We start from the raw sequence: 23,661 nt of genomic DNA, 5'->3' as shown, positions 1-23,661 counted from the left end.
TGAATACATTGGATGAGAGTTTTTGTCAAGGAATTTTTAGACGGGCAGTGAGTAGTGGAAAAAAGAGACATGGGGAAGGAGAGACAAGACAGACGCGGGGGAAATTTGGATTTTAGACTTTGGAGTGAAAAACAAAAAGGAATAGGAACTGATATTATCTGTTGTGTTTCTTTAGGAATTCGGTGATTTCGGGGAGACCGCCCTGGTAGATTAGATACCCGTCATACGGCTCTCTGGTTGTTATTTCGCCTGCTATTGAAGTAAGCATTAGTTCTTTTACTTTTTTCAGGTCTTTTGTCTGTCCAAGCACCCACCCGAGTTTCATATAAGCTACTTCAGGGAGCATATTTGCGGCGGGAACAATTCCCATATCCATTAAATCTCTTCCGGTATCATAAACGTACATCTGAACGTATCCCCACAGCGTTTGAACGGTCATATATACGGCGATACCTTTTTTGCAGGCTCTTTTTATGGGTTCATAAAGCGGTTTGTTGACGTGGCCAAGTCCGGTTCCGGCAATGATTATGCCTTTGTAATCGTGGTCAATAAGCGATTCAATGATATCGGGTTTCATATTTGGATAATAATATACTATAGAAACTTTTTCTTCAAAAGCAGTATTGATGGTTACTTTTCTATCTTTTCGTCTGTGATTGTAATCGGTTTTTAACGGAGTGATTTTGTCGTTATCAACGAGCGCAAGAGGAATATCGCCAATAGTCCTGAAAGTTGACCTGTAGGAGGAGTGCATTTTTCTGACTCTTGTCCCGCGGTGAAGTAAGCCATATTCGTCGCTTGTGGGACCGAACATACAAACCATTACTTCTGCGATATCGGATTCGGCGGCAGTTTTTGTCGCGTGCATCAGATTGAGCGCAGCATCTGAAGAAGGTCTGTCGGAGGAGCGCTGAGAACCAACCATTACTATAGGGACGGGGGAATTTTGTACCATAAAAGAAAGAATAGCTGCTGTATGGTGCATAGTATCGGTTCCGTGACCGATAACGATACCGTCAATGCCTTTTTTGATTTCTTTTCCGATGGCTTCGGCCGTGCCTCTCCATTGGTCAGGCCCCATATTTTCACTAAATACGCCGTAGAGTTTTTCCGTGTTGAGGTTGCAAATATCAGCGAGTTCCGGGACGGAGCCATAAAGTTCGCCGGGCGAGAAAGCAGGTATAACGGCTCCTGTCCTGTAATCAAGTCTGCTTGCGATAGTTCCGCCCGTTCCGAGAAGTTTTACGTTAGGTTTTTTAGGGTCATAAGGAAATTCTTTTTCGGGAATTTTGTAAATGGCTTCTTTGTAGGACATTTCTTTGATGTGTTTTATGGTATCAACGGCAAGACCGACATTGTAACCGGTACGAAGTTTTACAACGATATGTTTGTCATCGGCGGTTTCGGACCTCGGGAGGATAATCCCGATGAATTCTCCGCGTGTAGAATCTATTACGACATCGCTCCAGACACGGACTTTATGTTCGATGAGGGTGCCTTTAGCTTTTCCCCGATAACCTTTATAATCGTCTGCCATAGTTATTTTTGTTTGAGAAGCACGAGCAATAATTTTTTCAGTTCGGTATTTATTATTTTCCCGTCAATTGCGCCTACGAATTTATGCATTAATTTTCCCATTAAGAATCTTTCTGTTCTTAGTTTAACGTTTTCTTTTTTCTTTGGTTTATATAAAGTTTTTTTATATTTTGCATAAGAATCTTTTATTTCCGATTGAAGTTGTTTGATGGTCAGGGGTTTGATTTTCAGGTTTTTAAAAGCTTTTTCAAAAGTAGTATCGGGCATTTTTTGTAAAAGGAGGGGGATTAATTCTTTGGCGAATTTTTTATTTTTATAAGCTTCAAACATTTTATATATTTCGGGTTGAGGTATATTATTTATATTTATGCCTTCTCTTTTGAGGTGTTTAAATTTCTGGATGATTGTGGCAGCGGTGAGGACGGGGTCTATTTTAAGGTTTTTTACGATTTTATCAAAAAGGATAGAGTATTTCGAAGTTATGAGAGGAATGATAGTATCTTGAGGGAGGTTCATCTGTCTGTATCGTTTTTCTCTATCCCATGGGAACTCGGGAAGGTCGGACATTATTTTTTTGATTCTTTGCGGGGAGACGGATATGGGCGGAAGGTCAGTATCGGGATACATTCTATTAGGTCCCGGGAGTATTCTTTCGAAACCGGTGGTGTTATTTGTGAGCGCCTGACGGGTTTCGCTTGGAATACCTTCCATCGCTTCTTTTATACGAATTTCTATTTCCTTTATGGCCGTTTCGGAATCCTGTTTATCGCCCCAGACGATTATAATGGCGTCGGTTGGTTGGGCGGATAGTTTAGTAGATATTGTTTTCCATTCTTTTTGAGATAAATTTTTGTTTGCTGTTTCGGAAGATATTATATTTGGAAGAGTATTGAGACAAGCAATAACTCTGACTCTGTCGGAGATTTCGTTTTCAAAAGTCTGCTCGGGTTGAGTGGGGTAGGAGAGGAGATTTTTGAATTTAGGCAAGAGCACGGCATTCACGAGAAGGTCTTTTTTGAGCGCTTTTTGTATGGGGTCGTAGGTTGCATTTTTGAGCAAGTTTGAGACATTAAGAGTTTTTATTTTATAAGATTTTTCGGATAATTTTCTTTTTTTGAGTTCGGCTTTAATTTCGAGAAGTGCTTTTTGGCGCATAGCTTCGTTGTGGACGAGTTCGGGGATAAGAGGAATTCTGGAAACGCCTTTAATTTCTATACGGGTTCCGCCGGTGATGCTAACGTTTACGTCCTGTCTTGTGGCGCCGATGCCCGTGCGGACTTTTCCTGTGACGCGTGTCAGGCGTCTAATAATTTGAGCTACTTCAGCGGCTTCGCGGGGATTTTTCATATCCGGGTAAGTAACGGTTTCAATAAGCGGCATACCGAGTCGGTCTGTTTTGTATATTCGCAGGTGCCCTTTATCGGATATTTCCCTGCAAGCGTCTTCTTCGAGGCCAAGCTGGCGGATTTGAATTTTTCTATTTTTATAGGGTATGGTGCCTTCGATTCCGACGATAGTAGTTCGTTGGAAGCCTGTTGGGATGCTTCCGTCGAGGTATTGTTTTCTTGCTATATGAAGTTCGCTAACGAGATTGCATTTGAGTAGGATTGCGATTTCGAGGGCAATATCAAGGGCTTCGTCATTGAGGGGGAAAGGGGGAGTATCATCGAATTCATAGGTGCAGGCGGTTTCGTGGTTTAGTCTATAGAGAATATTTTTTTTGGTTTTGAATTCCATAAGGGCGGTACCGTCGTAAACGCCGAGTTCCGATAGAGTAGGACGCATATGTCTGAGAATTTCGGCATCGTATTCGTTTGTATAAAGGCCTGCGGGGCAGTGGCAGAAGAGTTTTTCTTTAGTAAATAGCTGCTGGTGGATTTCGAGACCGCATTTAAAGCCGAGTTTTTCGTATTCTTTATCGGTTAGTTCGCCAAATTTTCTTATCATTTATTTTTACAGATGAATAAGATTATATTGCATTTTTTTAGGAGTTGTCAAATGTTTTTTTGGGAAAAACAGAGGAAACCTTTAACCATCCCGCCTGCTAAGGCGGGATAAACTCCGAGCACAGAGAAATATAGAATTAAAGATAAAAGCAGGAAGAAAAAACGGGAAAGAGTTGCTACAGAGTACACAGAGCTTGGCACTACACAAAGAGATATAGGGGACACAGAGAAAGAGAGAAAAGACATAGCTATTCCCTTCATAATTTTTATTTTGACAGAATGAGAAAACGGGTTAATCTATTAATTATGAAAGTTTATCTGGATAATGCTGCGACTTCTTACCCGAAACCTGATTGCGTGATAAAGGCGATGAGAGGGTATTTTAAGAATATCGGGGCTAATTGCGGACGTTCTGCTTACAAATCGGCGCAAGAAACAAGCAGGTTAGTTTTTGAGACAAGAGAAAGTATTGCGAAACTTGTAGGTGTGAAAGATTCTTCGAGAATCGTTTTTACGGCTAATGCCACGGAAGGAATAAATACTGCAATTCTCGGTAGTGTTAAAGAAGGGGACGAAGTCATTACCACAAGTATGGAACATAACTCGGTTATGCGTCCGTTGCGTTTTTTAGAAAAAGAAGGAAAGATAAGGTTAGAAGTCATTAAGTGTTCGGAAAAAGGTGAGTTAGACCCGGATGATATAAAAAATAAAATTACTAAGAAGACGAGGATGGTTGTTTGTACATCAGCGTCGAATGTAGTGGGTACGATAATGCCCATTCGCGAGGTAGGGAAGATTGTAAAGGAGAAAGGCGTGTTGTTTCTTGTGGATGCGGCGCAGACTATCGGGAATTTACCGATAGATGTGAAAAAAGACAATATTGATATGCTTGCTTTTTCCGGGCATAAGGGGCTTATGGGACCACAGGGGACGGGGTGTTTATACATAGGAGAAGGGGGAAATCCTGTACCGTTAAGGTTTGGAGGCACCGGGAGCAAATCCGAATGTGAATTTATTCCGGAGTTTTTGCCTGATAAATATGAGAGTGGGACACCTAATACTATCGGGATAATTGGGTTGGGAGCGGGAGTGGATTTTGTATTGAAAAAAGGAGTGGAGAGTATAAAGGAAAGGAATCAGAAATTAACAAAATTTTTACTTGATGAATTAAAAAAAATAGATAATGTAATTATTTACGGAGTGCAAGATTGTCTGAAACAAACTTCGGTTATTTCTTTTAATGTTAAGGGGAAGAGGCCGTCGGATGTGGGGGAGATGCTGGATAAGAAATATGGCATAGCGGTGAGGTGCGGGTTGCATTGTTCACCGATTGCGCATAAGACTATGGGGACATTTCCGGAGGGGACTATAAGGGTGAGTACGGGGTGGTTTAATACGAAGGAAGAGGTGGAGTATTTTATTAATGCGATAAAGTTAACTAATTGAGGATAATTAATAGTATATCAGAAAATCAGAGTATCAGTGGAAAGAGTATCAGGAGATCGGGGTATCAGATTAAAAAAATAAAAGATCGGTAGATATAAAAAAATGTTTAAGAGAGAGAAAAAGGGCGTTTCAAAGAGGCAGAAAAAGTATTCGATTGTTATAATTCCTGATGACGGGAGCAAGATAAGGAAGTATGCTTTTTCGCAGAGGGGAGTAAATGCGTTGAAAGTAGTATTTGTTTGTATTATTCTTGGTATTTTGGGGCTTGTTCTTGAGTATGGGAACATGATAGAAAAAAACTTAAGAATAAAGGAGCTTGAGGAGCATAATAAGGAGCTTGTCGAAAGGTATGGTAAGCTTCAGACTTTTGAAGAGGAATTTGCCCAATTCAAGGAGCGTGTTTTTAAGTTGGCAAATATGTTGGGAGTAGAGTCAAAAACATTGAGTTCGTCTGCAAATATTTCCGTGAATCAGGAGGAAGATGGGAGTGGATTATCCGAAAATGTTTCTGAAAAACCTGTAGGGTTGCCGTTTTTGAAAGGAACAAAAAATTGGGTAAGCCGTTCTTTTTCGGATTATCATTCGGGGATGGATTTTTCCGCTTCTCTTGGGACGACGGTAATTAGTACTATGGATGGGGTAGTAAAATTTGCGGGATGGAATGATACTCTTGGAAATATAGTCAATATTGACAATGCGGGAACAGGATATGGAACGGTTTACGGACATTTAACGAAATACAGTGTAACTAGCGGAGAAAAGATTTCCAAAGGGAAGGTGATTGGGTATGTAGGTTCGACGGGGAGGAGTACGGCACCGCATCTTCATTATGAGGTCTGGTTGGACGGGGAGTCAAAGGATCCGAGGCTGTATGTGGGGGAGTGAGGGAGGCAGAGAACAATATAAACCAAGAGATTTTACACGATTTCCACGAGAAAAAACAGAAAAAAGAATACAGAAAAATTGGCCACGTCTGCCTGCCGGTAGGCAGGGATTTACACAGATTTACACGGATAAAAGGAATTAAGGAGTTGACAGAAAGCGGAGAAAAAGATGAAAAGATATAACTTGTTATTTTTTGCGGTTTTTGTTTTTAGTGTGATTGCATCTAACTGCTTTGGGCAATATGCGGGGTGGACAAGTTATAACTACGGTGGAAAAAATATCAGAGCTATTGCTGATAGCGGTAATGAATTATGGATTGGCACTGTCGGGGGACTAGTAAAGATGAACAAAACTACCGGGGAAATGATGTTTTATAATATCTCAAATTCTGGGTTGCCTGATAACCGTGTCAGGGCTCTTGCAATAGAAGGGACGACTGGCGATATCTGGATTGGCACTGAAGGTGGTGGTCTTGCAAAATTTGACAGGACTAACTGGACTGTGTTAAATACTTCAAATTCGGGCTTATCTTCTAATAAAGTTGATGCTCTTGTAATGGAAGAAAGTAATATATGGATTTGTACTCTTGATAATGGTGGTCTTGTAAAGTTTGACGGAACGAATTGGACTGTGTATGATACTTCAAATTCAGGTTTACCTTCTGCCCTTGCAGTAGAAGGAAATAACATCTGGATTGGAATACTACAGGGGGTAGAAGAAAAATCAAATATCAAAAATCAAATATTAAATATAAAGACAAGTCAAAATCCATTTGCTCAATCGACAGCGATTAGCTACCAAATACCCGCAAAGAGTAAAGTATCGTTGACGTTATATGACATAGCAGGAAGTTGCGTGAAGACATTGGTTGATGGGGAGAAGGAGGCGGGGAGTTATAGCGTTAAATTGATGGAAAAGAGTTGAAGACGGGGGTGTATTTTGTGAGGTTGAGTAGCTGTGGATTTACAGAGAGCAAGAAAATAATTTTGATGAAATAAAATAAAAAAGATAAGACATTATAAGCCGTATAGGACAGATAGGACAAATAAAGCAGAAATATTCACCGCAGAAACGCTGAGTAAAGATAACACAGAGGAAAAACATAAAATAGTGCAAATTAGAAACCTTTGGTTTTTGAGTTAACAGAAAATAAGAAAAAGATTGACATTTTAGCGGCTATAATTTATGTTAGTTAATTAATTCTGTAAGAGGGGGGAAAATTATGGCAAAAGGTAGCAGTAAAAAAGAAAAAATGGGTAATACGGGTAACGTATACTTTTTTGGTGGCGGTGAAGCAGACGGCGATGCCGGGATGAAGAATTTGTTGGGCGGCAAGGGCGCGAATTTGCACGAGATGACTAAAATAGGTATTTCTGTCCCTGCCGGGTTTACTATTTCTACGGAAGTATGCAATTATTATTATAAGAATAATCAAAAATATCCCGATGGACTTGAGAATGAAGTAAAAGAAAAATTACAAAAAGTTGAAAAAGTAATGAACAAGAAGTTTGGCGACAAGAATAATCCATTATTAGTATCCGTGCGTTCGGGAGCAAGAGCGTCTATGCCGGGGATGATGGATACGGTTCTTAATATAGGATTAAACGACGATGCGCTTGATACTTTAATTTCCGAAACAGGCGACGTTCGTTTTGTTTATGACTGTTACCGCAGATTAATACAGATGTATGGAGACGTGGTGCTTGGCGTTCCCAAGACTGAGTTTGACAAGTTAGATGCAAGCAAATTTTCAAGAGAAGCGCTTATCGTTGAATATAAAAAAATAATAAAAGAACACACTAAGAAGGATTTTCCGCAAGACCCATTTGATCAATTATGGGGAGCTGTCGGGGCGGTGTTTGAATCATGGAATAGTGAGAGAGCAAAAACATACAGGGAACTCAATAAAATACCATCTGAATGGGGAACGGCAGTAAACGTTCAGTCGATGGTATTTGGTAATATGGGAGATACTTCCGGGACCGGGGTTGCGTTTACGCGTCATCCGGCTACGGGAGAGAACGTTTTCTTTGGAGAGTGGTTGCCAAATGCGCAGGGGGAAGACGTTGTAGCAGGTATAAGAACTCCGTTTCCCATAAACATAGCACAGAATTCAAAAGAAAAGGCAAATAGTTTAGAGCAAAAGATGCCTGAAAGTTACAAAGAATTAATGAACATTCGTTCAAATCTTGAAAAGCATTATAAAGATATGCAGGACATAGAATTCACGATAGAAAAAGGCAAATTATGGATGTTACAGACTCGAAACGCGAAGAGAACGCCGGTTGCGGCTGTAAAAGTTGCAGTAGATATGGTAAAAGAAAAGATGATTTCCAAAGAAGAAGCGATAATGCGTTTATCTCCATCGGATATAGATTTAATGTTACATCCGATGCTTGACCATACGGCGAAACTTGAAGTTCTTGCGGTTGGGTTGCCTGCTTCACCGGGCGCCGTATCAGGGGAAGTAGCTTTTACACCTGAAGAAGCGGTAGCATTGAAAGCGAAAGGTCGTCCTTCGATTCTTGTAAGGTTTGAGACTTCACCTGAAGACATAGCAGGTATGGCTTCAGCAGAGGGAGTTTTAACGCAGAGGGGCGGTATGACTTCACATGCAGCGGTAGTTGCGCGTGGAATGGGAAAAGCGTGTATTGTTGGTTGCGAATCGATATCAATTAACTATGATAAAAATGAATTTACTGCGGGAAAGAATACAATTAAGGCAGGGGAAATAATTACAATTGACGGTGGTTCTGGGAAAGTTATCAGGGGAGAGGCTCCGAGAGTTCGCGCATCATTAAAGGGTGAATTCGGAGAATTTCTTGAATATGCGGATGGCATAAGAAGGCTTGGAATTAGAACGAATGCGGATAATCCCGAGAGCGCTAAAGTGGCTCGTGAATTCAAAGCGGAAGGCATTGGTTTATGCAGAACCGAGCATATGTTTTTTGGGAAAGATAGGATTAAAGCCGTGCGCGAGATGATTCTTGCCGATAATGAGCCACAGCGTCGCAAGGCACTGGATAAGTTATTGCCGATGCAAAAAGAAGATTTCGTTGGAATATTTAAAGAAATGGCAGGGTTCCCGGTTATAATCAGAACGTTGGACCCACCATTGCATGAATTCTTACCCCACAAAGCATTGCAAATTAAAGAATTATCGGATGAAATGGGAATAACGGAAGATAAGTTGAGAGACAAGATATCATCGTTGTCGGAGTTAAATCCTATGTTAGGACATAGGGGATGCAGGCTCGGGATTTCGTATCCTGAGATAACGGAAATGCAGGCCCGTGCAGTTTTTGAAGCGGCTTGCGAAGTAAAGCTAAAAGGGATTGAAGTTATCCCCGAAATTATGATACCGGTTGTCTCCGAGGCGCGGGAATTCCTAAATCAGCGCGAAATCGTGGACAGAGTGGCAAAAGAAGTGATGGCGAAGTACGGTATAACTATTAAGTATATGGTAGGAACGATGATAGAGATACCACGTGCGGCTTTGACTGCGGAAAAGATTGCCGATAAAGCGGACTTCTTTTCTTTCGGGACGAATGATTTAACGCAGACCACTTTTGGGTTCTCCAGGGATGATGTAGGAAAAATTTTACCTGATTATATTGCTAAAGGGATATTAAAAAATGACCCATTCCAGCAGTTAGACGTAATTGGAGTCGGGGAGCTTGTTCGTATGGGTGCGGAGCGAGGGAGAATAGCTAACCCCAAATTGGAAGTAGGTATATGTGGGGAACATGGCGGAGACCCTCATTCAATAGAATTTTGTCATAAAGTAGGTCTTAATTATGTGAGTTGTTCGCCGTATAGAGTTCCAATAGCAAGACTTGCGGCGGCACAAGCGGTATTAAAAGAAAAAGGAGGGGAGTCTTATGGGACTGCTTAAAATAGCTGCATTTATGTTGCCATTGACATTGATGGCACAGACACAAGATTGGGTTAAAAAGTATAACGCTTCTGGGGACTATAGAGACTGTGTATATGCGATGGCAACTGATAGTTATGGTAACGTATATATAACCGGTCAGGGCTTTGGTGAAAAGACGCTTTGCGACATTACAACTATAAAATATAGTCCTTCAGGCGAGGAAGCATGGAAACAGATTTATAATGGTCCGGGTAATGGTCCGGATAAACCGTATGATTTAAAACTGGATAGCGAAGGAAATGTGGTTGTGATTGGTATTAGTTGGGGCGGTGATGAGACTTTTGAGGATTTTGTAACATTAAAATATTCTGCAGATGGACAGTTAGTCTGGGAAAAGAGATATGACGGACCTGCACATGATTATGATGGTCCGATGAAAATGGCTATAGATAAACACAGTAATGTATATGTGACGGGTATAAGTTGGGGTGGCGAAGAAACTTGGGAAGATATGGCTACTGTTAAATACTCTCCTAGCGGTGAAGAAATATGGATACAGAGATATAATGGAGAAGATAATGATATGGATATTCCACATACGATTGCAGTTGATGATAATTTTGATGTTTATGTAGGCGGTAGAAGTATCTCTCTTGATACGGATGAGGATTTTGTTACGGTTAAATATTCACAAGCGGATGAGGTACAAAAGGAACAGGAAATACAAAGAGCTAAATTTGTGGCGGATTCTATAGTGGCAGAAAAAGCTAAACCCAAGAGTAAATGGAAAACTTTTTTCAAAAAAAGAAACAAAGAGTAGAGTTACAAGGTGCTTAAAAAAATATGTTGAATAAAAAATGCTTTCTGATGGTTTTATTGGTGAGTATCATTATTCCTGTTTATACATATGCGGAGGAAACTCCTAGTAAGGAATATCGTGAAACGCCTACGATTCCTTATGGAGGTCCGCAATATAATGTATATCTTGATGCAAACAGAGAGTTGCAAATAGATGTTCAAATATGGGGAAAAATTGTTAAACCTGGACGTTATTCTGTTTCTAAGACAACAGATATTATTGGACTGATATCTTTTGCAGGTGGGCCAACAGATGGCGCAGACCTTAAGAAAGTTAAGGTATTAAGGAATAATCCTAAAGTTCAGGTGATTAAAGTGGATTTGGGAAAGTATCTAAATAATGGAGATATATCAAAATTACCCTTACTTAAACCTGGCGATATGATTATTATTCCGGAATCTCCTTCGTATACTTTTTTCCCAAAATTTTTGCAATGTTTTGCACTAGCTGCGCAAACAGCATCTATAGTAACTGCATATGTTACCATGTATTATTTAATTAAAAAGTAATAATATAATATCATTGAGTTAAAGGAATAATAAAAAATAAATGGACGTAAAAGAGTCTACATTGCAAGAGTATATTTATATATTACTTACAAGAAAATGGGTGATAATAAGTATGTTTGCAATAACGGTTCTAACTGCAATTTTTTACCTTATTATTACCCCTAAAGTTTACGAATCTATTGCTACAATAATGATAGAACCGCCACAACTTTCTGGCTCAAATACAATGTATCCGGGGAATTATCTTACGAATAGTAGAAATTATTGTGAGATACTAAAAAGTGAAACTGTAATGCAACATGCTGTTGATAAGTTATTGAATGCAGGATTAAAATTCAAATTTTTAAATTCATCTTTTCCTGCAGATAAATTATCACAAAGAATTTCCATCAGACCTATTGTGGATAGTGATATTATAAAAATCTACGGTAGGGGCAGTACTATTGAAGAAGCAATGGCTCTTACAAATGCAGTTGTGGATGGCTTTATTAAAGAGCAACTTTTAGTTGCAAGAAAAGAATTTTCTGAACAGAGAAAGTTTATAGAACAACAAATTCCTGAAGTAGAAAGGGGATTAATAGAATCTGAAAGAAGTATAAAAGATTTCAAGGAAACTAATAAAATAATTGGGCTTTCGGAAGAAGCAAAAGAATTAGTGCGCAAATTAACGGATATTGATGTGCTTTATGTGCAAAGTGAAGCGTTTTGTAACGCTATAAATACTCAATTAATCTCACTCAAACAACAATTAGATAAACATAAAAGTTCATTTCTTGAAGATGTAACAAGTGTATCAACTCCATATATATTACAACTGAGAAAAGAATTGTTATCACTTGAAACAAGCTTTTCTTTATATGTAGTGCAAGGATTATCGGAAAAAGATCCAAAACTTATGGATATAGAAAATAGTATTGAAAAAACAAAGGAACAATTGATAGAGGAAACGCGAAAAATTATTGATAAAAACGTTTCTTCTAAGGATCCGTTGTCAATTTCGGAAGAATTAATAGATAATGTTCTTAAGTTAGAAGTAGAGTTATCTGTTGAGACTGCAAAGAAAAATTCTTTTTACACTATTTTAACATCCTATGAAAAATATCTTTATTCATTCCCTACAAAAGAATTTCAACTGGCACAACTTGAAAGAAAGAGGAATTTAAATAATAACACTTATGATATTTTAATGAAAAATTTTGAAACAACAAAACTTGCGGAAGCTGGAAGATTATCTGATATAAGAATAGTAGATAGAGCAGACACTCCTAAAATACCCGTAAAACCTAAAATAAAACTTATTTTAATATTAAGCATATTTATTGGATTATCAATGGGAATAGGAAGTGCTTTTTTAATAGAATATGTTGGTAGCACAGTTAAAACATCTAAGGACGTTAGATTACATTTTAATATGTCCGTTATAGGAAATATTCCTAAGGTTAAGCCAATGAAAGCTGGTAATGGAAATGGATTACTTACTCATTATCCAATTAACTCTCCTGTATATGAAGCATATAGGTCGCTAAGAACGAATCTCGGTTTTATAAGTCCGGATTTGCCGATAAAAACAATTCTTTTGACTTCTGCATTACCTGGGGAAGGGAAAACTACAGTAGCTTCTAATTTAGGTATTGTTATGGCACAATTAGAAAAAAAGGTTTTGCTTGTGGACGCGGACTTAAGAAAGATGAGTCTTACAAGGTGTTTTGGAATAAAATCAGAAATTGGAGTAACGGATGTTTTATTGGATGAAAAAATGTTAAAAAAGGCAATAGTAGAGACAGAAATTGAAAATTTAAGTATATTACCGGGTGGAAAAGTCCCTCCTAATCCTGCAGAACTCATTTCTTCTAAACGTATGTGTGAGTTGATTGAAAGATTAAAGGAAGAATTTTCTTGTGTAATATTTGATAGCCCTCCTGTTTTATCTGTAACAGATTCTGCTATTTTAGCTTCTAAATTAGATAGCGTAATGCTTGTAATACAGGCAAGTAAAACGAATAGATTGGCAATTGCACGAGCGAAAGAAATGCTTGAACAGACTAATGTCAAACTTTTGAATATTATACTTAACATGATACCGCTTAATTTCCCTATGTATGGGTATCCTTATTATTACTCATATTATTCTACTTCTCAGGAACCTAAACCCCAGAAAAATAAAACCATTTAATATATGGCAAAAGTTGTAGTTACCGGTGCGGCAGGATTTATTGGTTCATGGCTTGTAGATTCTCTTATAAAGGAAAGACATACAGTTTATGGATTAGACGATCTTTCCGGTGGGTATACAAGAAATATAAATCCCCGGTCAAAGTTTTTTAAAATAGATTTAAGAGATAAAACTGCTACTAAAAAGCTAATAGAAAAAATTTCTCCTGAAATTCTTTATCATTTAGCAGCAGATGCTACTGAAGGAAGAAGTCAATTTACTCCTATCAATTGTACCGAACGTGGTATTATGGCATATCTCAATGTTTTAATCCCAAGTATAAATAAAGGAGTAAAAAGAGTAGTTTTAACTTCTTCAATGAGTGTATATGGCAGTCAAGTTACACCATTTGATGAATCTATGGAGACTAAGCCCGATGATGTTTATGGTGTGAATAAAGCATCTATGGAAGAAATTACAAAAATACTTGCAGATGTATACGGTTTTGAATATGTGATTTTAAGACCTCATAATGTTTATGGAGAGCGTCAAAATCTTGCAGACCCTTATCGTAATGTTATAGGCATTTGGATAAATGCTTTGCTCAGAGATAAACCTATATATATATATGGGGATGGGGAACAGCAGAGAGCGTTTAGTTATATACATGATGCAATATTATGTATTAGTAAATCGGGCTTTGAAAAAAAATGTTACAATGAAATAATAAATATAGGGGGAAAAGAACCAATAACATTAAATGAAATGGCGAAAATTGTAATGAAAGAATTTGATAAAATTGTAAAAGTTGTATATTTAGCCCCGAGGCCGAAAGAAGTGAAATATGCATATTCTACCTATAAAAAATCGGAAAAATTATTAGATTATAAAGAGAAATTTCCTTTAGTAGAAGGCGTAAAAAGAATGATAGTATGGGCTAAAGAGTTAGGTCCTCAAAATCCTTCTTATTTAAAAACCCTTGAATTAGAGACAGAGCAAGTACCTAAAACCTGGAAAGAAAAATTGATTTAATTGTTTACGTAGGGTAGATTAATTTGTATAAACACATCTTAATGCTGGAATAACTTAAGATTAAAGAGATATTACGTGTTTAATCAAGCATAATATTTTTAAGGATGGAATTAATTCTTTAAAAGATTTTTCAAAAATTGATTACAAAACTTTTTAAAATAATCAGTCGGATAATCAGAATATATTATTTTTTTTTGGATTGTTTTTACTTATTAATAATACCCCCAATTAAACTATTTTTATCAAAAAAAAGTAGTTTTGCACTTATGGAATTAATAAATAAATCTTATATCGGATGGGACCGCTTTAATAAGAGTATTATAAACTCTCATCAAGATTTAGAAACATACAGGGCAAGTTACGATATGGGGAGTTTAGATTTTTATGATAGATATATCCCGAGAGAAAGCTGGCTTTATAATAAAAGAATTTTGGATTTGGGATGTTTTGTTGGAGGGAAAACTCAACTTTTTTCCGAAAGTGGGGCAAAAGAAGTAGTTGGTATTGATTTGTCGAAAAGAGGAATAAAAATAGCAAAAAAATACGAAAACGAAAAGCTCAAATACTATAGAACTTCGTCTACAGAATTAAAAAAAGAGTACAAAGGATATTTTGATACGATTATATCTTTTACTGTTTTTGAACATATCCAAAAAGAGCTATTACCGACTGTTATAGATGATTGTTATGAATTATTAAGTAAAAATGGTATATGTATCATAGTATATAATTTCTTTTATGATAAATATGGAGCTCATGTAGAGCATTGCATATATCATCCGTTTCCACAATTCTTATTTCAGAAGCAACATTATTTAGAATACTGTGATAAAAGATTAGAAGAGTTTCATAAAAAAGGATTATATGGATATTTTCCGTTAGGATATTCATATTGTAAAAACACCCACAATGAAGATTGTTATATGGAATTAAATCGGTTAATATCATTTAAGTTCAAAAAATTATTAAGAGAATCAAAGTTTAAAAAAATAGAAGACTTTCAATATAGTAGAAGTGAATTTGTGAAATTATTATTTAATACATTTCCTAAAAGTAGATTATTTGAATCTTCTCATTTTTATATATTGTACAAATAAAATGTAAAAAAATATAAATACAATACATAAATTGATAACTACGAATGAATAAAATGAGGTATTTCTACAGAAAGATAATAGGAAAACTAACATTTATAACAGATAGTATTTTTTTTAAATTGTACAAGAAATGCTTTATTTTCCGTTTTTCATATCCTCAGAAAATATACTGGACTAAAATGGCACTCAATATTGATAAGGAGTGGGGAACGATGAAACATGATTATGCGATATTAGAAAAGATACTTTTATTTATTAAACCTAAATATATACTTGACTTTGGATGTGGAAGCGGAAGGCTTTTCCCATTATATCAAGAAAAAAGAATTGAAGAAGTATTGGGACAGGATATTTCTAAAAAAGCACTTGCAATTGCTAAAATACGTTATCAATTAAATTCTACACCACCTCCTATTTTTACTTTAACTAACAAAGATATTTTTAAATTACCGACGAATCACTTTGATTTAATAATTTCGAATAGAGTACTACAACATATTTTTCCAAATAAAATTGAAAAAGTTATAAATAAACTTACAAAACTGAGTGATAAAATATATATTAATGAAATGTCTGATAGTGATTATTCTAATAAAACATTTTATTTGTTCAAACATAATTATGAGAAATTATTCAATCAATATGGTTTTGACCTAATTCAAAAAGGGAAAATTGAAAATCAAACATGGTGTCTTTTTAGTAGAAAGAGTAAAGATTTTTATAATGGGGTAGAAAACGAGGATAGAAAACCGAAAGAATAGCATGAAAACATCTATTGTAATTTGTACTAAAGCTCGTATTAATGACCTTCTAAAGTGTATGGACAGCATTTTACTTCAAACCCGCCCCCCGGGAGAAATAATAGTTGTTGATGGTAGTGAAAAAGATACTATCTCGAATATTCTCAAGATAAAAATGAAAAATAACTTTAATATAGATTTTTCTTACATTCAGATGTCTGGAGGACTAACTCATCAGCGAAATGCAGGAATTAACGTGGTTAAAAATGATATAGTTTTATTTTTAGATGATGATGTAATTCTTGCACCTGATTATCTCTTTGAAATTATGAAAATTTATGAAAATGATAAAAAAGGAGAAATTAGGGGATTAACAGGTTGTATAGAAAAAATGCCAAAGCCTTCTCATAAACAACTCTTTTTCCAAAGACTATTCTTATTGCCTCAATTCCGAGATGGAAAATTTTTGGATTCTGGCCAACCAACTTGGATATGGAAGCCGACAAGATTAACAGAAATTGAGGTAATGTTGGGATGTAACATGTCTTTCCGTAGAGAAATATTTTATGAATATAGTTTTGATGAGGGATTAAAAGGATATTGCTATATGGAAGACGATGATTTTTCATACAGAGTTTCTCGTAAGCATAAATTATATCAAACACCGTTTGCAAAACTAGAACATTCCGTTTCATCAATTTCCCGAGATAATATAGCAGAATTTCACAGAATGCAAATCTTGAACTATTTTCTTTTTTTTAAAAAGAACATACCTAAAAACATTAAAAGTGTTTTATGTTTTTCTTGGTCAACAATAGGTATTATTATAGTAGAAGGAGTATTTGATAAAAACAGGAAGATTATTTTAAAAGGATTTTTGGGCGGAATATTGGATATAATTAGAACCCTTAATGTTTATTTTATAAAATAATATGAGTATTTATCGTAAATTGTTGAAATCTTCTTCTTCCGTTCTGCTTTCGCAAATTATATCTTTTGCTTCTTCTTTACTTGTTGGCATAATTTTTGCACGTGTGCTTGGTCCTGAAGGTAAAGGGGCACTTAAACTACTAATATTAGTGCCTTCAATGATAGTAGGCTTTGGAACAATGGGAATAGAAATTGCTAATATATATTTTATTGGGCAAAAGAAATATGATATTCAACTGCTAATGGGAAATACAATATTAGTAACTATTGGTATGAGTGTGATAATTATGATATTATATCCAATATTTATTCCCCATTTCTTTTCTGTCTTGAAAGTGGATGTTCCGTATTATTTAAAACTGCTTACTTATTTTATAGTGCCTCTTGGATTATTGGGAACATTCCTTTCTTCTTTTCTTTTAGGATTGCAACGTATTGTAATAAGAAGTATTATAGATATAATAAGATCTGTATCTTTGCTACTTTTTATTATAATATGCATATTTGTATTTCACGCAGGACTTCACTCTATCCTTATTATTAATATTTTTATCTCCTTGCTTCCAGTTGGACTAATGTTCTTAGTTCTTAAGGATGTTGTGAAAATTTTTCCTAGCTATGATAAAGAAGCTTTTAAATCTGTATTTTGCTTTGGTATTAAAGGTTATGTGGGCAATGTAACTCATTATTTTAATATAAGATTGGATCTTTTTCTTGTTGCATTCTTTCTGGGACCTAAAGAAGTAGGAATTTATTCTGTAGCTGTCGGCTTAGGGGAGCTTATATGGTATATCCCGAGTGCTATTTCTACGGTTATGTTTCCTGCAATTGCAAATTCTACAATGGGGGCAAGCAAAGTTCTTGCCATTAATACAGTTCAAAAATTATTTATTCCCTTTATAATAATAGGATTGGGAATAGCAGTATTCGGGAAATTTTTTATTCATTTTCTGTATGGGGAACAATTTATTACCGCTTATCCAGCTCTTGTATTACTTTTACCAGGAATACTTATAATGGGGATTTGTGGTCCTTTTTGGGATTATATTACAGGTATAGGTAAAATAGAATATAATCTTCTAACTGCTCCCTTGTCATTGGGGGTAACTGTTGCTCTTGATATTATCCTTATTCCAAAATTTGGCATTATTGGTGCTGCAATAGCTTCTTCTTGCGCATATATTGTAGCAACCTTAGTTATTATATACCTTTACTTAAAATTCTCGCATAGTTCAATAACTGATTTAGGAAAATCAAATTCTTCTACTGATAATTAAGCGGATATGTGATTTGAAACAATGATTATAAAGAACTTGAGGGAAATTAACAAAAGAGGGGTATATTGTAAACTTTTTCATTAACTATCCAACTTTATTATACTAGTATATATAATTTGTCTCAGGTAAATTCTGAGAATATTGAACAAGAAGAGGGAAACAAAGTGCTTGACATTGAGGCATATTTCTATGAATCTTATCATAGTTGGGGGGATGAATTGCTTAGAATAAAATATGCGTAATATCCTAGGAATAGAGATTAAGATTATAGGAAGATAGAAAAACGACTTAATAGCAAATCAAGAAAATGTTTGAAATACAAAACACCATTAAATGAAAATTTGCTTTATTGGAGATCCTTCAAGTATCCACTTGACACGGTGGATGAATTTTTTTTCTATTTCAGGGCATAAAATATCCCTTATTTGTTTTAACAATACGGTTGTAAAAGAAATAAATGGGGTTCAAATATATAGAATAAGATTGTGTGATTTCAGATTTTTACCAATTACCGTACAAACAGTTTTAAATATGATAATTATTCCATTGACTATACGAATAATTTGCAAGAAAATAAAACCCGATATTTTGCATGCCCACTATATCTTAGATTATGGTTTTTACGCTGCTTTTGCATTGTTTCATCCTCTTGTAATTACTGCATGGGGAGATGATGTTTTGGTTTATCCTAAAATTTCCCAATTTAGTAAATGGAAACTGTGTTTTGCAGTAAAAAAAGCCCAATTGGTTACGATAGATTCAGTGTATATAAAGGAAGAAATACTAAGATTGTATTTTTCCATGTATAAGACATATTTAGTACGTAAAATATATAATATACAATGGGGAGTAGATTTCGAATCTCTTCGCATCGAGCAAAGAGTAACTCCTGATTCCCAATTGATTATTATCTGTCCAAGAGGTTTTCAGAAAATATACAATACAGAAATAATTATAAAAGCTATACCTAAAGTTATTTCTTTGTTTCCAAATGTAAAATTTGTTTTTTTGGGGGCAGGGGATAAAACAAATTTCAAAACACTTGCAGAAAAGTTAAATATATATAAATATACAGATTTTCAAGGCTGGATAGAGCATGGTAAATTATTGGATATTTATCAAAGAGCTAAAGTAATGATATCTATTCCAAGTTCCGATGGAACTTCTGTTGCACTTTTAGAAGCAATGATTTGTGGGTGTATCCCTGTTGTTTCTAATTTACCTGCCAATAGAGAATGGATAAAAGATGGAATTAATGGTGTAATTGTGGATATAAAAAACGTTGAATGTTTAAGTTCAGGTATTATAAAAGCTTTAAATATGACGGAAACACAGGTTAAAGAAATAAAAAAATATAACTATCATTTTATAAAAGAAAAAGGGGATTATAAACAAAACATGTTAAATATGGAAAAATTGTATTTCAGATTGATAAATAAAAGGTGATTTTTATGTGTGGAATAGCGGGAATATATAATTTTGATAAAGTTCCAATTAATGAAATAGATTTGCATAAAATGATAGCTGTTCAACAACACCGTGGGCCGGACGATAATGGCTATTTTGTTGATGATAATATTGGATTAGGTCATTGTAGATTAAGTATAATTGATTTATCAAAAACAGGGCATCAACCAATGAGTGATTCGAATAAAAGAATCTGGTGTATTCATAATGGTGAAATATATAATTATTTGGAATTGAAAGAAGAACTAAAATCAAGAGGATATCATTTTGAGTCAGAAACAGATACGGAAGTGATCATATATTCGTATAAAGAATGGGGAACAGACTGTGTTTCTAAATTTAATGGTATGTGGGCGTTTGCAATATGGGATGGCGACAACAATAGCTTATTTTTGTCGCGTGATAGGCTTGGAGTTAAGCCTATTTATTATTTGAAAAATTATAATAAGTTTATATTTGCTTCTGAAATAAAAGCTATATTAAAAATTGCTCCCAATGAAAGAAGTCCCGATTATTCCGAGTTATATCATTTTTTAAAAACAGGGATTTTTGCTAATTCAGATAATACATTTTTTGAACATATTAAAAGTCTTTATCCCGGACATTCTATAATAATAAAAAACTCTGATGTAAAAATTTGGAATTATTGGGATATTAAAAATAAACGTATTGTAAATAATAATAAATATGAAGAGAATTTTGTTTCTCTCCTGGAAGATTCAATAAAATTAAGGTTGCGAAGTAATGTTGCGGTTGGAACTTGTTTAAGCGGCGGATTAGATTCAAGTAGTATTGTAGCAATTCAAAATAAAATTTTTAAAGATGAAATACAAACTTTTTCTGTCATTTGGGAAGATAAAGAATGTGATGAGAGTAAATATATAAATCTTATCAGAAAGAGCAATAGAATAACTCCCTTTTTTGTTAAACCAGACAGTAATAATTTTTTTGATATATTACAAAAAATAGTATGGCATTCTGATACACCAAGTCAAGGTCCTGGAATTTATGCCCAATGGTATTTGATGAAAATGGCGAAAGATAGAGTAAAAGTCTTGTTAGATGGCCAGGGCGGAGATGAATTGCTTGCAGGATATTTTAATTATTTCTTTTTTTATTTGAAAGATATTTTAAAGAATGATTTTCCTTCTAAATTTATGAAAGAAGGGAAAAAAATATCAAATGTTATAAAATCTAATGCTTTTAAGGGAGTTTTAAGATTTTTATACCCTCAACTCTATAAGATTTTTGACAACAGTAAAAAAGAGAATATTTTTGATACAAAATTCGAGAAAGAATATAGGGGAATTCCAGGTTACATAAAAAAGAATAAAAACTTTAAAGGTGAATTAAATAACGCTTTATATCAAAGCATTAAAAGAGATTCTTTACCAGCACTTCTTCACTATGGAGATAGAAGTTCCATGGCTTTTTCCGTTGAATTTCGTAATCCATTTCTTGATTATCGAATGGTGGAGTTTTGTATGAATTTACCAATTTATGAAAAAATAAATAATTCTACCACGAAATATATTCTTAGAAAAGCCATGAAAGATATATTACCGGAAGAAATTTTATCGCGTAAAGATAAAAAAGGTTATCCTACACCTGTTGGCAAATGGTTTAAAAATACACTCAAAAATCAAGTAGAGGATATAATTTATTCGAACTCTTTTAGAAATAGGGGAATATTTGATTGTAACACTATAAGATTGTTATTTGAAGAGCATTGCTCTGGGAAGAAAGACCATACTTTTAAAATCTGGCAATGGTTGACTACAGAATTATGGTTTAGGCAGTTTATAGACACCCAAGTGTAAAGTATTAGTCTTATCTGGTGGTTTCTGATAAATCAGAGAGTCTATTCATTTCATATAGAATAGCAAATTTATATTGTTTAATAAGTTTTGGGGAACTGTATTTATTAAGGCTTATTTTGGACTCTCGCAAAACGCTTTCCAATGTTTGAGTAGGTTTATTTACTATTATTAATATATGAGTGCTTGAATTTAGATCCAAAGGGGTTAAATAATTAAGAGGTATATTATATAGTTTAAAATAATACATAAGTGGAGCACTTGAGGGGCAGATACCTAAAACCTTATCGTTAACGTTTAACTTTTCTTTCAAAAAAATAGTTATAGCTTTTGCATCTCTCAATGTTCCAGTATCTTCTGAGTAATAGACAGATTTTGTACGTATCACATTTATACTTAGCCCAATGGATAAGGTGAGAGCTGCGATTGAAAATATAATGTGTTTATAGTGATTAGATTTAATTATTTTCAAAATAGGATAACTGAGCCCTGCACTCGCAAACCCCAGATATAGGGGTAATAGAAATATCCATATGCGTTCGTATGGAACTACTCGCTGAAGTAGTAAGATGGGAACACACCATAGAATTATTGCCAAAACTACTGGAATGTGATGTGTAGTTAATTGTCGATGAAAAATTAATGAAATAAAGAAACCTACTACAAGAATGAAACCTAGTATAGTAGGGATATCTCTGTTCCATTGCAACCAAACCGAATGAAAAGAAGGCAATAAGTTTGTAATAAAATATGTCCAAATTTTGGGAGTTACGAATGAGTTGCTTATAAGTGTGTCTACACCAGAAACTATAAAAACCGGGGTATATAAGATAATTGTGAAAATTACTATACCAACTATAGAAAAAAATAGTTTCTTTAAGATAATAGTGCGAGATAATTTTGTATTTTCATATATTATGGATAAAAAAAGCCAGACTATTACTATTCCAACTGAATATAGCATAGTTGGTATTGTATAGAATCCTAATGCAGAAAGAGCAGCAAAAAATAGCCATCCAGAGGCTTGCCTATCCTTTTTGAGATGTGTTCCAAAGGTAAGAATGAGGAGAAAAATTAAAACTATTATAGAATAACCACGAGCATTCGTTGAAAATTCAATAAGTATTGATGAAACAGCAATGATACTAACTGTTAAGAGAGCAGCGTATTTGTTGTAAATAAGCCGTATTGTTATATAAGAAACGGGAATTACTGCTATTCCTGCAAGCAATGCAGGTAAGCGAATAGACCATAATTTGTTGCCAAAGAGTAACCAAGAGATATGCACCCAAAAGGTATGGAATAAGTGATTGTTTGGAAACGAATAATTTGAAAGTCCAATGTATAAGGGTCTTGAGGCATAATTTAAAAAAGTAAAAGCCTCATCATAACGTATTGGCTGAAATAGAAAAATTAACCTAACTGTTATGCCTACAAAGAGTATTATAAAAAGAGTGCATAGATGTATTTTATTTTCAGTTCTTACTACTTGAATAGAATGTTGAATAATGCTCTTACTCCAATAAAACAGTGCAGATAAAACATTGAAAAATAATTTTAAAATTTGTTGTCTCCAGATATAAAAGATTATGCTAACAATAAAAAATAGACTCCCAATCAATCGTAATCCTGTAACTATTTTATCAAAAAACGACAAAGTGAAGTAGTTGATTTGCCCATCTGCAGCAAAAGAATTGATTTTTGTTTTTACTATTTGGAAAGGTAAATAAGATATCCCTATCAGTGTAAATCCCAACAGAATGATAAAAGTTATGAATAATAACCATCCTATCTTAAGAAGTTTATAGTAGGGAGTCATTATATTATATAATCATGTGTCTTAGAATATAAATTAATTGATTCTAGCGATTATTGCTTCAATATTTTTTTTGTCAACCTTATATTTACTGGAGTTTATCTATTTTTTACCTTATATTGGAGATTATCAAATAGCAAGAATTAACATAGATTTTCTAATTTGAGGAAATAAATTTAATTTTATCATTTTTCAGATTATAATTAAGAGATATTTGATATATTGATATAGAAGTATACTTGAGTTTATAAAGTGTAAAATCTTATTTTTTATTA

The 23,661-nt window shown here is 34.5% G+C and carries 17 protein-coding genes; 14 read left to right on the top strand and 3 right to left on the bottom strand.

The genetic code is table 11. From position 1 onward, the window contains the following. Positions 1–154: 154 nt before the first annotated feature. Positions 155–1,537 carry a Glu-tRNA(Gln) amidotransferase subunit GatD gene (gatD, locus tag WC614_07475; protein MFA5032843.1) on the bottom strand — a complete coding sequence of 461 codons (1,383 nt, stop codon included), beginning with the start codon at positions 1,535–1,537 and terminating at the stop codon, positions 155–157. Positions 1,538–1,539: 2 nt separating this feature from the next. Next, positions 1,540–3,483, bottom strand: coding sequence for a Glu-tRNA(Gln) amidotransferase subunit GatE (gatE, locus tag WC614_07470; GenBank protein ID MFA5032842.1), 1,944 nt, complete (start codon positions 3,481–3,483; stop codon positions 1,540–1,542). Between the two features lie 305 nt (positions 3,484–3,788). Here gatE and WC614_07465 point away from each other — a divergent pair, with 305 nt between their 5' ends. The 14 genes from WC614_07465 to asnB all read left to right on the top strand — a co-directional run bounded on the left by WC614_07465 (position 3,789) and on the right by asnB (position 21,573). Beyond that, positions 3,789–4,928, top strand: a complete 1,140-nt coding sequence (locus WC614_07465) for an aminotransferase class V-fold PLP-dependent enzyme (GenBank protein ID MFA5032841.1) — start codon at positions 3,789–3,791, stop codon at positions 4,926–4,928. 102 nt (positions 4,929–5,030) lie between these two features. Next, positions 5,031–5,813: a M23 family metallopeptidase gene (locus WC614_07460; GenBank protein MFA5032840.1), complete on the top strand. Its 783-nt coding sequence runs from the start codon at positions 5,031–5,033 to the stop codon at positions 5,811–5,813. A gap of 168 nt (positions 5,814–5,981) precedes the next feature. Continuing rightward, positions 5,982–6,737: a hypothetical protein gene (locus WC614_07455; GenBank protein ID MFA5032839.1), complete on the top strand. Its 756-nt coding sequence runs from the start codon at positions 5,982–5,984 to the stop codon at positions 6,735–6,737. A gap of 298 nt (positions 6,738–7,035) precedes the next feature. Then, positions 7,036–9,708, top strand: coding sequence for a pyruvate, phosphate dikinase (gene ppdK, locus WC614_07450; GenBank protein ID MFA5032838.1), 2,673 nt, complete (start codon positions 7,036–7,038; stop codon positions 9,706–9,708). Beyond that, positions 9,695–10,510 (top strand): hypothetical protein, encoded by an 816-nt coding sequence (locus tag WC614_07445; protein ID MFA5032837.1) that lies wholly within the window; start codon positions 9,695–9,697, stop codon positions 10,508–10,510. The genes ppdK and WC614_07445 overlap by 14 nt, the downstream gene beginning before the upstream one ends. A gap of 23 nt (positions 10,511–10,533) precedes the next feature. Then, positions 10,534–11,058, top strand: a complete 525-nt coding sequence (locus WC614_07440) for an SLBB domain-containing protein (GenBank protein ID MFA5032836.1) — start codon at positions 10,534–10,536, stop codon at positions 11,056–11,058. 40 nt (positions 11,059–11,098) lie between these two features. Then, complete coding sequence (locus WC614_07435) at positions 11,099–13,231, top strand: polysaccharide biosynthesis tyrosine autokinase (GenBank protein MFA5032835.1); 2,133 nt, start codon at positions 11,099–11,101, stop codon at positions 13,229–13,231. Positions 13,232–13,234: 3 nt separating this feature from the next. Then, on the top strand, positions 13,235–14,242 hold the full coding sequence (locus WC614_07430; protein MFA5032834.1) for an NAD-dependent epimerase/dehydratase family protein: 1,008 nt from the start codon (positions 13,235–13,237) through the stop codon (positions 14,240–14,242). Positions 14,243–14,508: 266 nt separating this feature from the next. Continuing rightward, positions 14,509–15,339 carry a methyltransferase domain-containing protein gene (locus tag WC614_07425; GenBank protein ID MFA5032833.1) on the top strand — a complete coding sequence of 277 codons (831 nt, stop codon included), beginning with the start codon at positions 14,509–14,511 and terminating at the stop codon, positions 15,337–15,339. A gap of 179 nt (positions 15,340–15,518) precedes the next feature. Beyond that, positions 15,519–16,100 (top strand): class I SAM-dependent methyltransferase, encoded by a 582-nt coding sequence (locus tag WC614_07420; GenBank protein MFA5032832.1) that lies wholly within the window; start codon positions 15,519–15,521, stop codon positions 16,098–16,100. A 1-nt stretch (position 16,101) separates the two neighbouring features. Continuing rightward, the gene (locus WC614_07415) at positions 16,102–17,010 is read left to right on the top strand and encodes a glycosyltransferase (GenBank protein MFA5032831.1); all 909 of its coding nucleotides are present in this window, start codon (positions 16,102–16,104) and stop codon (positions 17,008–17,010) included. Position 17,011: 1 nt separating this feature from the next. Then, a complete protein-coding gene (locus WC614_07410; protein MFA5032830.1) occupies positions 17,012–18,286 on the top strand; it encodes an oligosaccharide flippase family protein in 1,275 nt (424 codons plus the stop codon). Positions 18,287–18,619: 333 nt separating this feature from the next. Further along, positions 18,620–19,732, top strand: a complete 1,113-nt coding sequence (locus WC614_07405) for a glycosyltransferase family 4 protein (protein MFA5032829.1) — start codon at positions 18,620–18,622, stop codon at positions 19,730–19,732. A 5-nt stretch (positions 19,733–19,737) separates the two neighbouring features. Continuing rightward, positions 19,738–21,573 carry an asparagine synthase (glutamine-hydrolyzing) gene (asnB, locus tag WC614_07400; GenBank protein ID MFA5032828.1) on the top strand — a complete coding sequence of 612 codons (1,836 nt, stop codon included), beginning with the start codon at positions 19,738–19,740 and terminating at the stop codon, positions 21,571–21,573. A 10-nt stretch (positions 21,574–21,583) separates the two neighbouring features. On the opposite strand, the gene WC614_07395 is transcribed toward asnB, so the two are convergent. Next, the gene (locus WC614_07395; GenBank protein ID MFA5032827.1) at positions 21,584–23,389 is read right to left on the bottom strand and encodes a glycosyltransferase family 39 protein; all 1,806 of its coding nucleotides are present in this window, start codon (positions 23,387–23,389) and stop codon (positions 21,584–21,586) included. Between the last annotated feature and the right edge of the window lie 272 nt (positions 23,390–23,661).

It is taken from the genome of bacterium (assembly GCA_041649255.1).
Lineage (GTDB): Bacteria > Hydrothermota > UBA3073 > JACQXS01 > JAQTXJ01 > JAQTXJ01.
This window is presented reverse-complemented; position numbering and strand designations above follow the sequence as displayed.

Coding starts and splice junctions, on each gene's coding strand:
- WC614_07405 (MFA5032829.1), top strand. CDS start 18,620: ATGAAAATTTGCTTTATTGGAGATCCTTCAAGTATCCACTTGACACGG.
- WC614_07410 (MFA5032830.1), top strand. CDS start 17,012: ATGAGTATTTATCGTAAATTGTTGAAATCTTCTTCTTCCGTTCTGCTT.
- WC614_07460 (MFA5032840.1), top strand. CDS start 5,031: ATGTTTAAGAGAGAGAAAAAGGGCGTTTCAAAGAGGCAGAAAAAGTAT.
- gatE (MFA5032842.1), bottom strand. CDS start 3,483: ATGATAAGAAAATTTGGCGAACTAACCGATAAAGAATACGAAAAACTC.
- WC614_07440 (MFA5032836.1), top strand. CDS start 10,534: ATGTTGAATAAAAAATGCTTTCTGATGGTTTTATTGGTGAGTATCATT.
- WC614_07430 (MFA5032834.1), top strand. CDS start 13,235: ATGGCAAAAGTTGTAGTTACCGGTGCGGCAGGATTTATTGGTTCATGG.
- WC614_07435 (MFA5032835.1), top strand. CDS start 11,099: ATGGACGTAAAAGAGTCTACATTGCAAGAGTATATTTATATATTACTT.
- ppdK (MFA5032838.1), top strand. CDS start 7,036: ATGGCAAAAGGTAGCAGTAAAAAAGAAAAAATGGGTAATACGGGTAAC.
- WC614_07465 (MFA5032841.1), top strand. CDS start 3,789: ATGAAAGTTTATCTGGATAATGCTGCGACTTCTTACCCGAAACCTGAT.
- WC614_07420 (MFA5032832.1), top strand. CDS start 15,519: ATGGCACTCAATATTGATAAGGAGTGGGGAACGATGAAACATGATTAT.
- WC614_07445 (MFA5032837.1), top strand. CDS start 9,695: ATGGGACTGCTTAAAATAGCTGCATTTATGTTGCCATTGACATTGATG.
- gatD (MFA5032843.1), bottom strand. CDS start 1,537: ATGGCAGACGATTATAAAGGTTATCGGGGAAAAGCTAAAGGCACCCTC.
- WC614_07425 (MFA5032833.1), top strand. CDS start 14,509: ATGGAATTAATAAATAAATCTTATATCGGATGGGACCGCTTTAATAAG.
- WC614_07455 (MFA5032839.1), top strand. CDS start 5,982: ATGAAAAGATATAACTTGTTATTTTTTGCGGTTTTTGTTTTTAGTGTG.
- WC614_07415 (MFA5032831.1), top strand. CDS start 16,102: ATGAAAACATCTATTGTAATTTGTACTAAAGCTCGTATTAATGACCTT.
- asnB (MFA5032828.1), top strand. CDS start 19,738: ATGTGTGGAATAGCGGGAATATATAATTTTGATAAAGTTCCAATTAAT.
- WC614_07395 (MFA5032827.1), bottom strand. CDS start 23,389: ATGACTCCCTACTATAAACTTCTTAAGATAGGATGGTTATTATTCATA.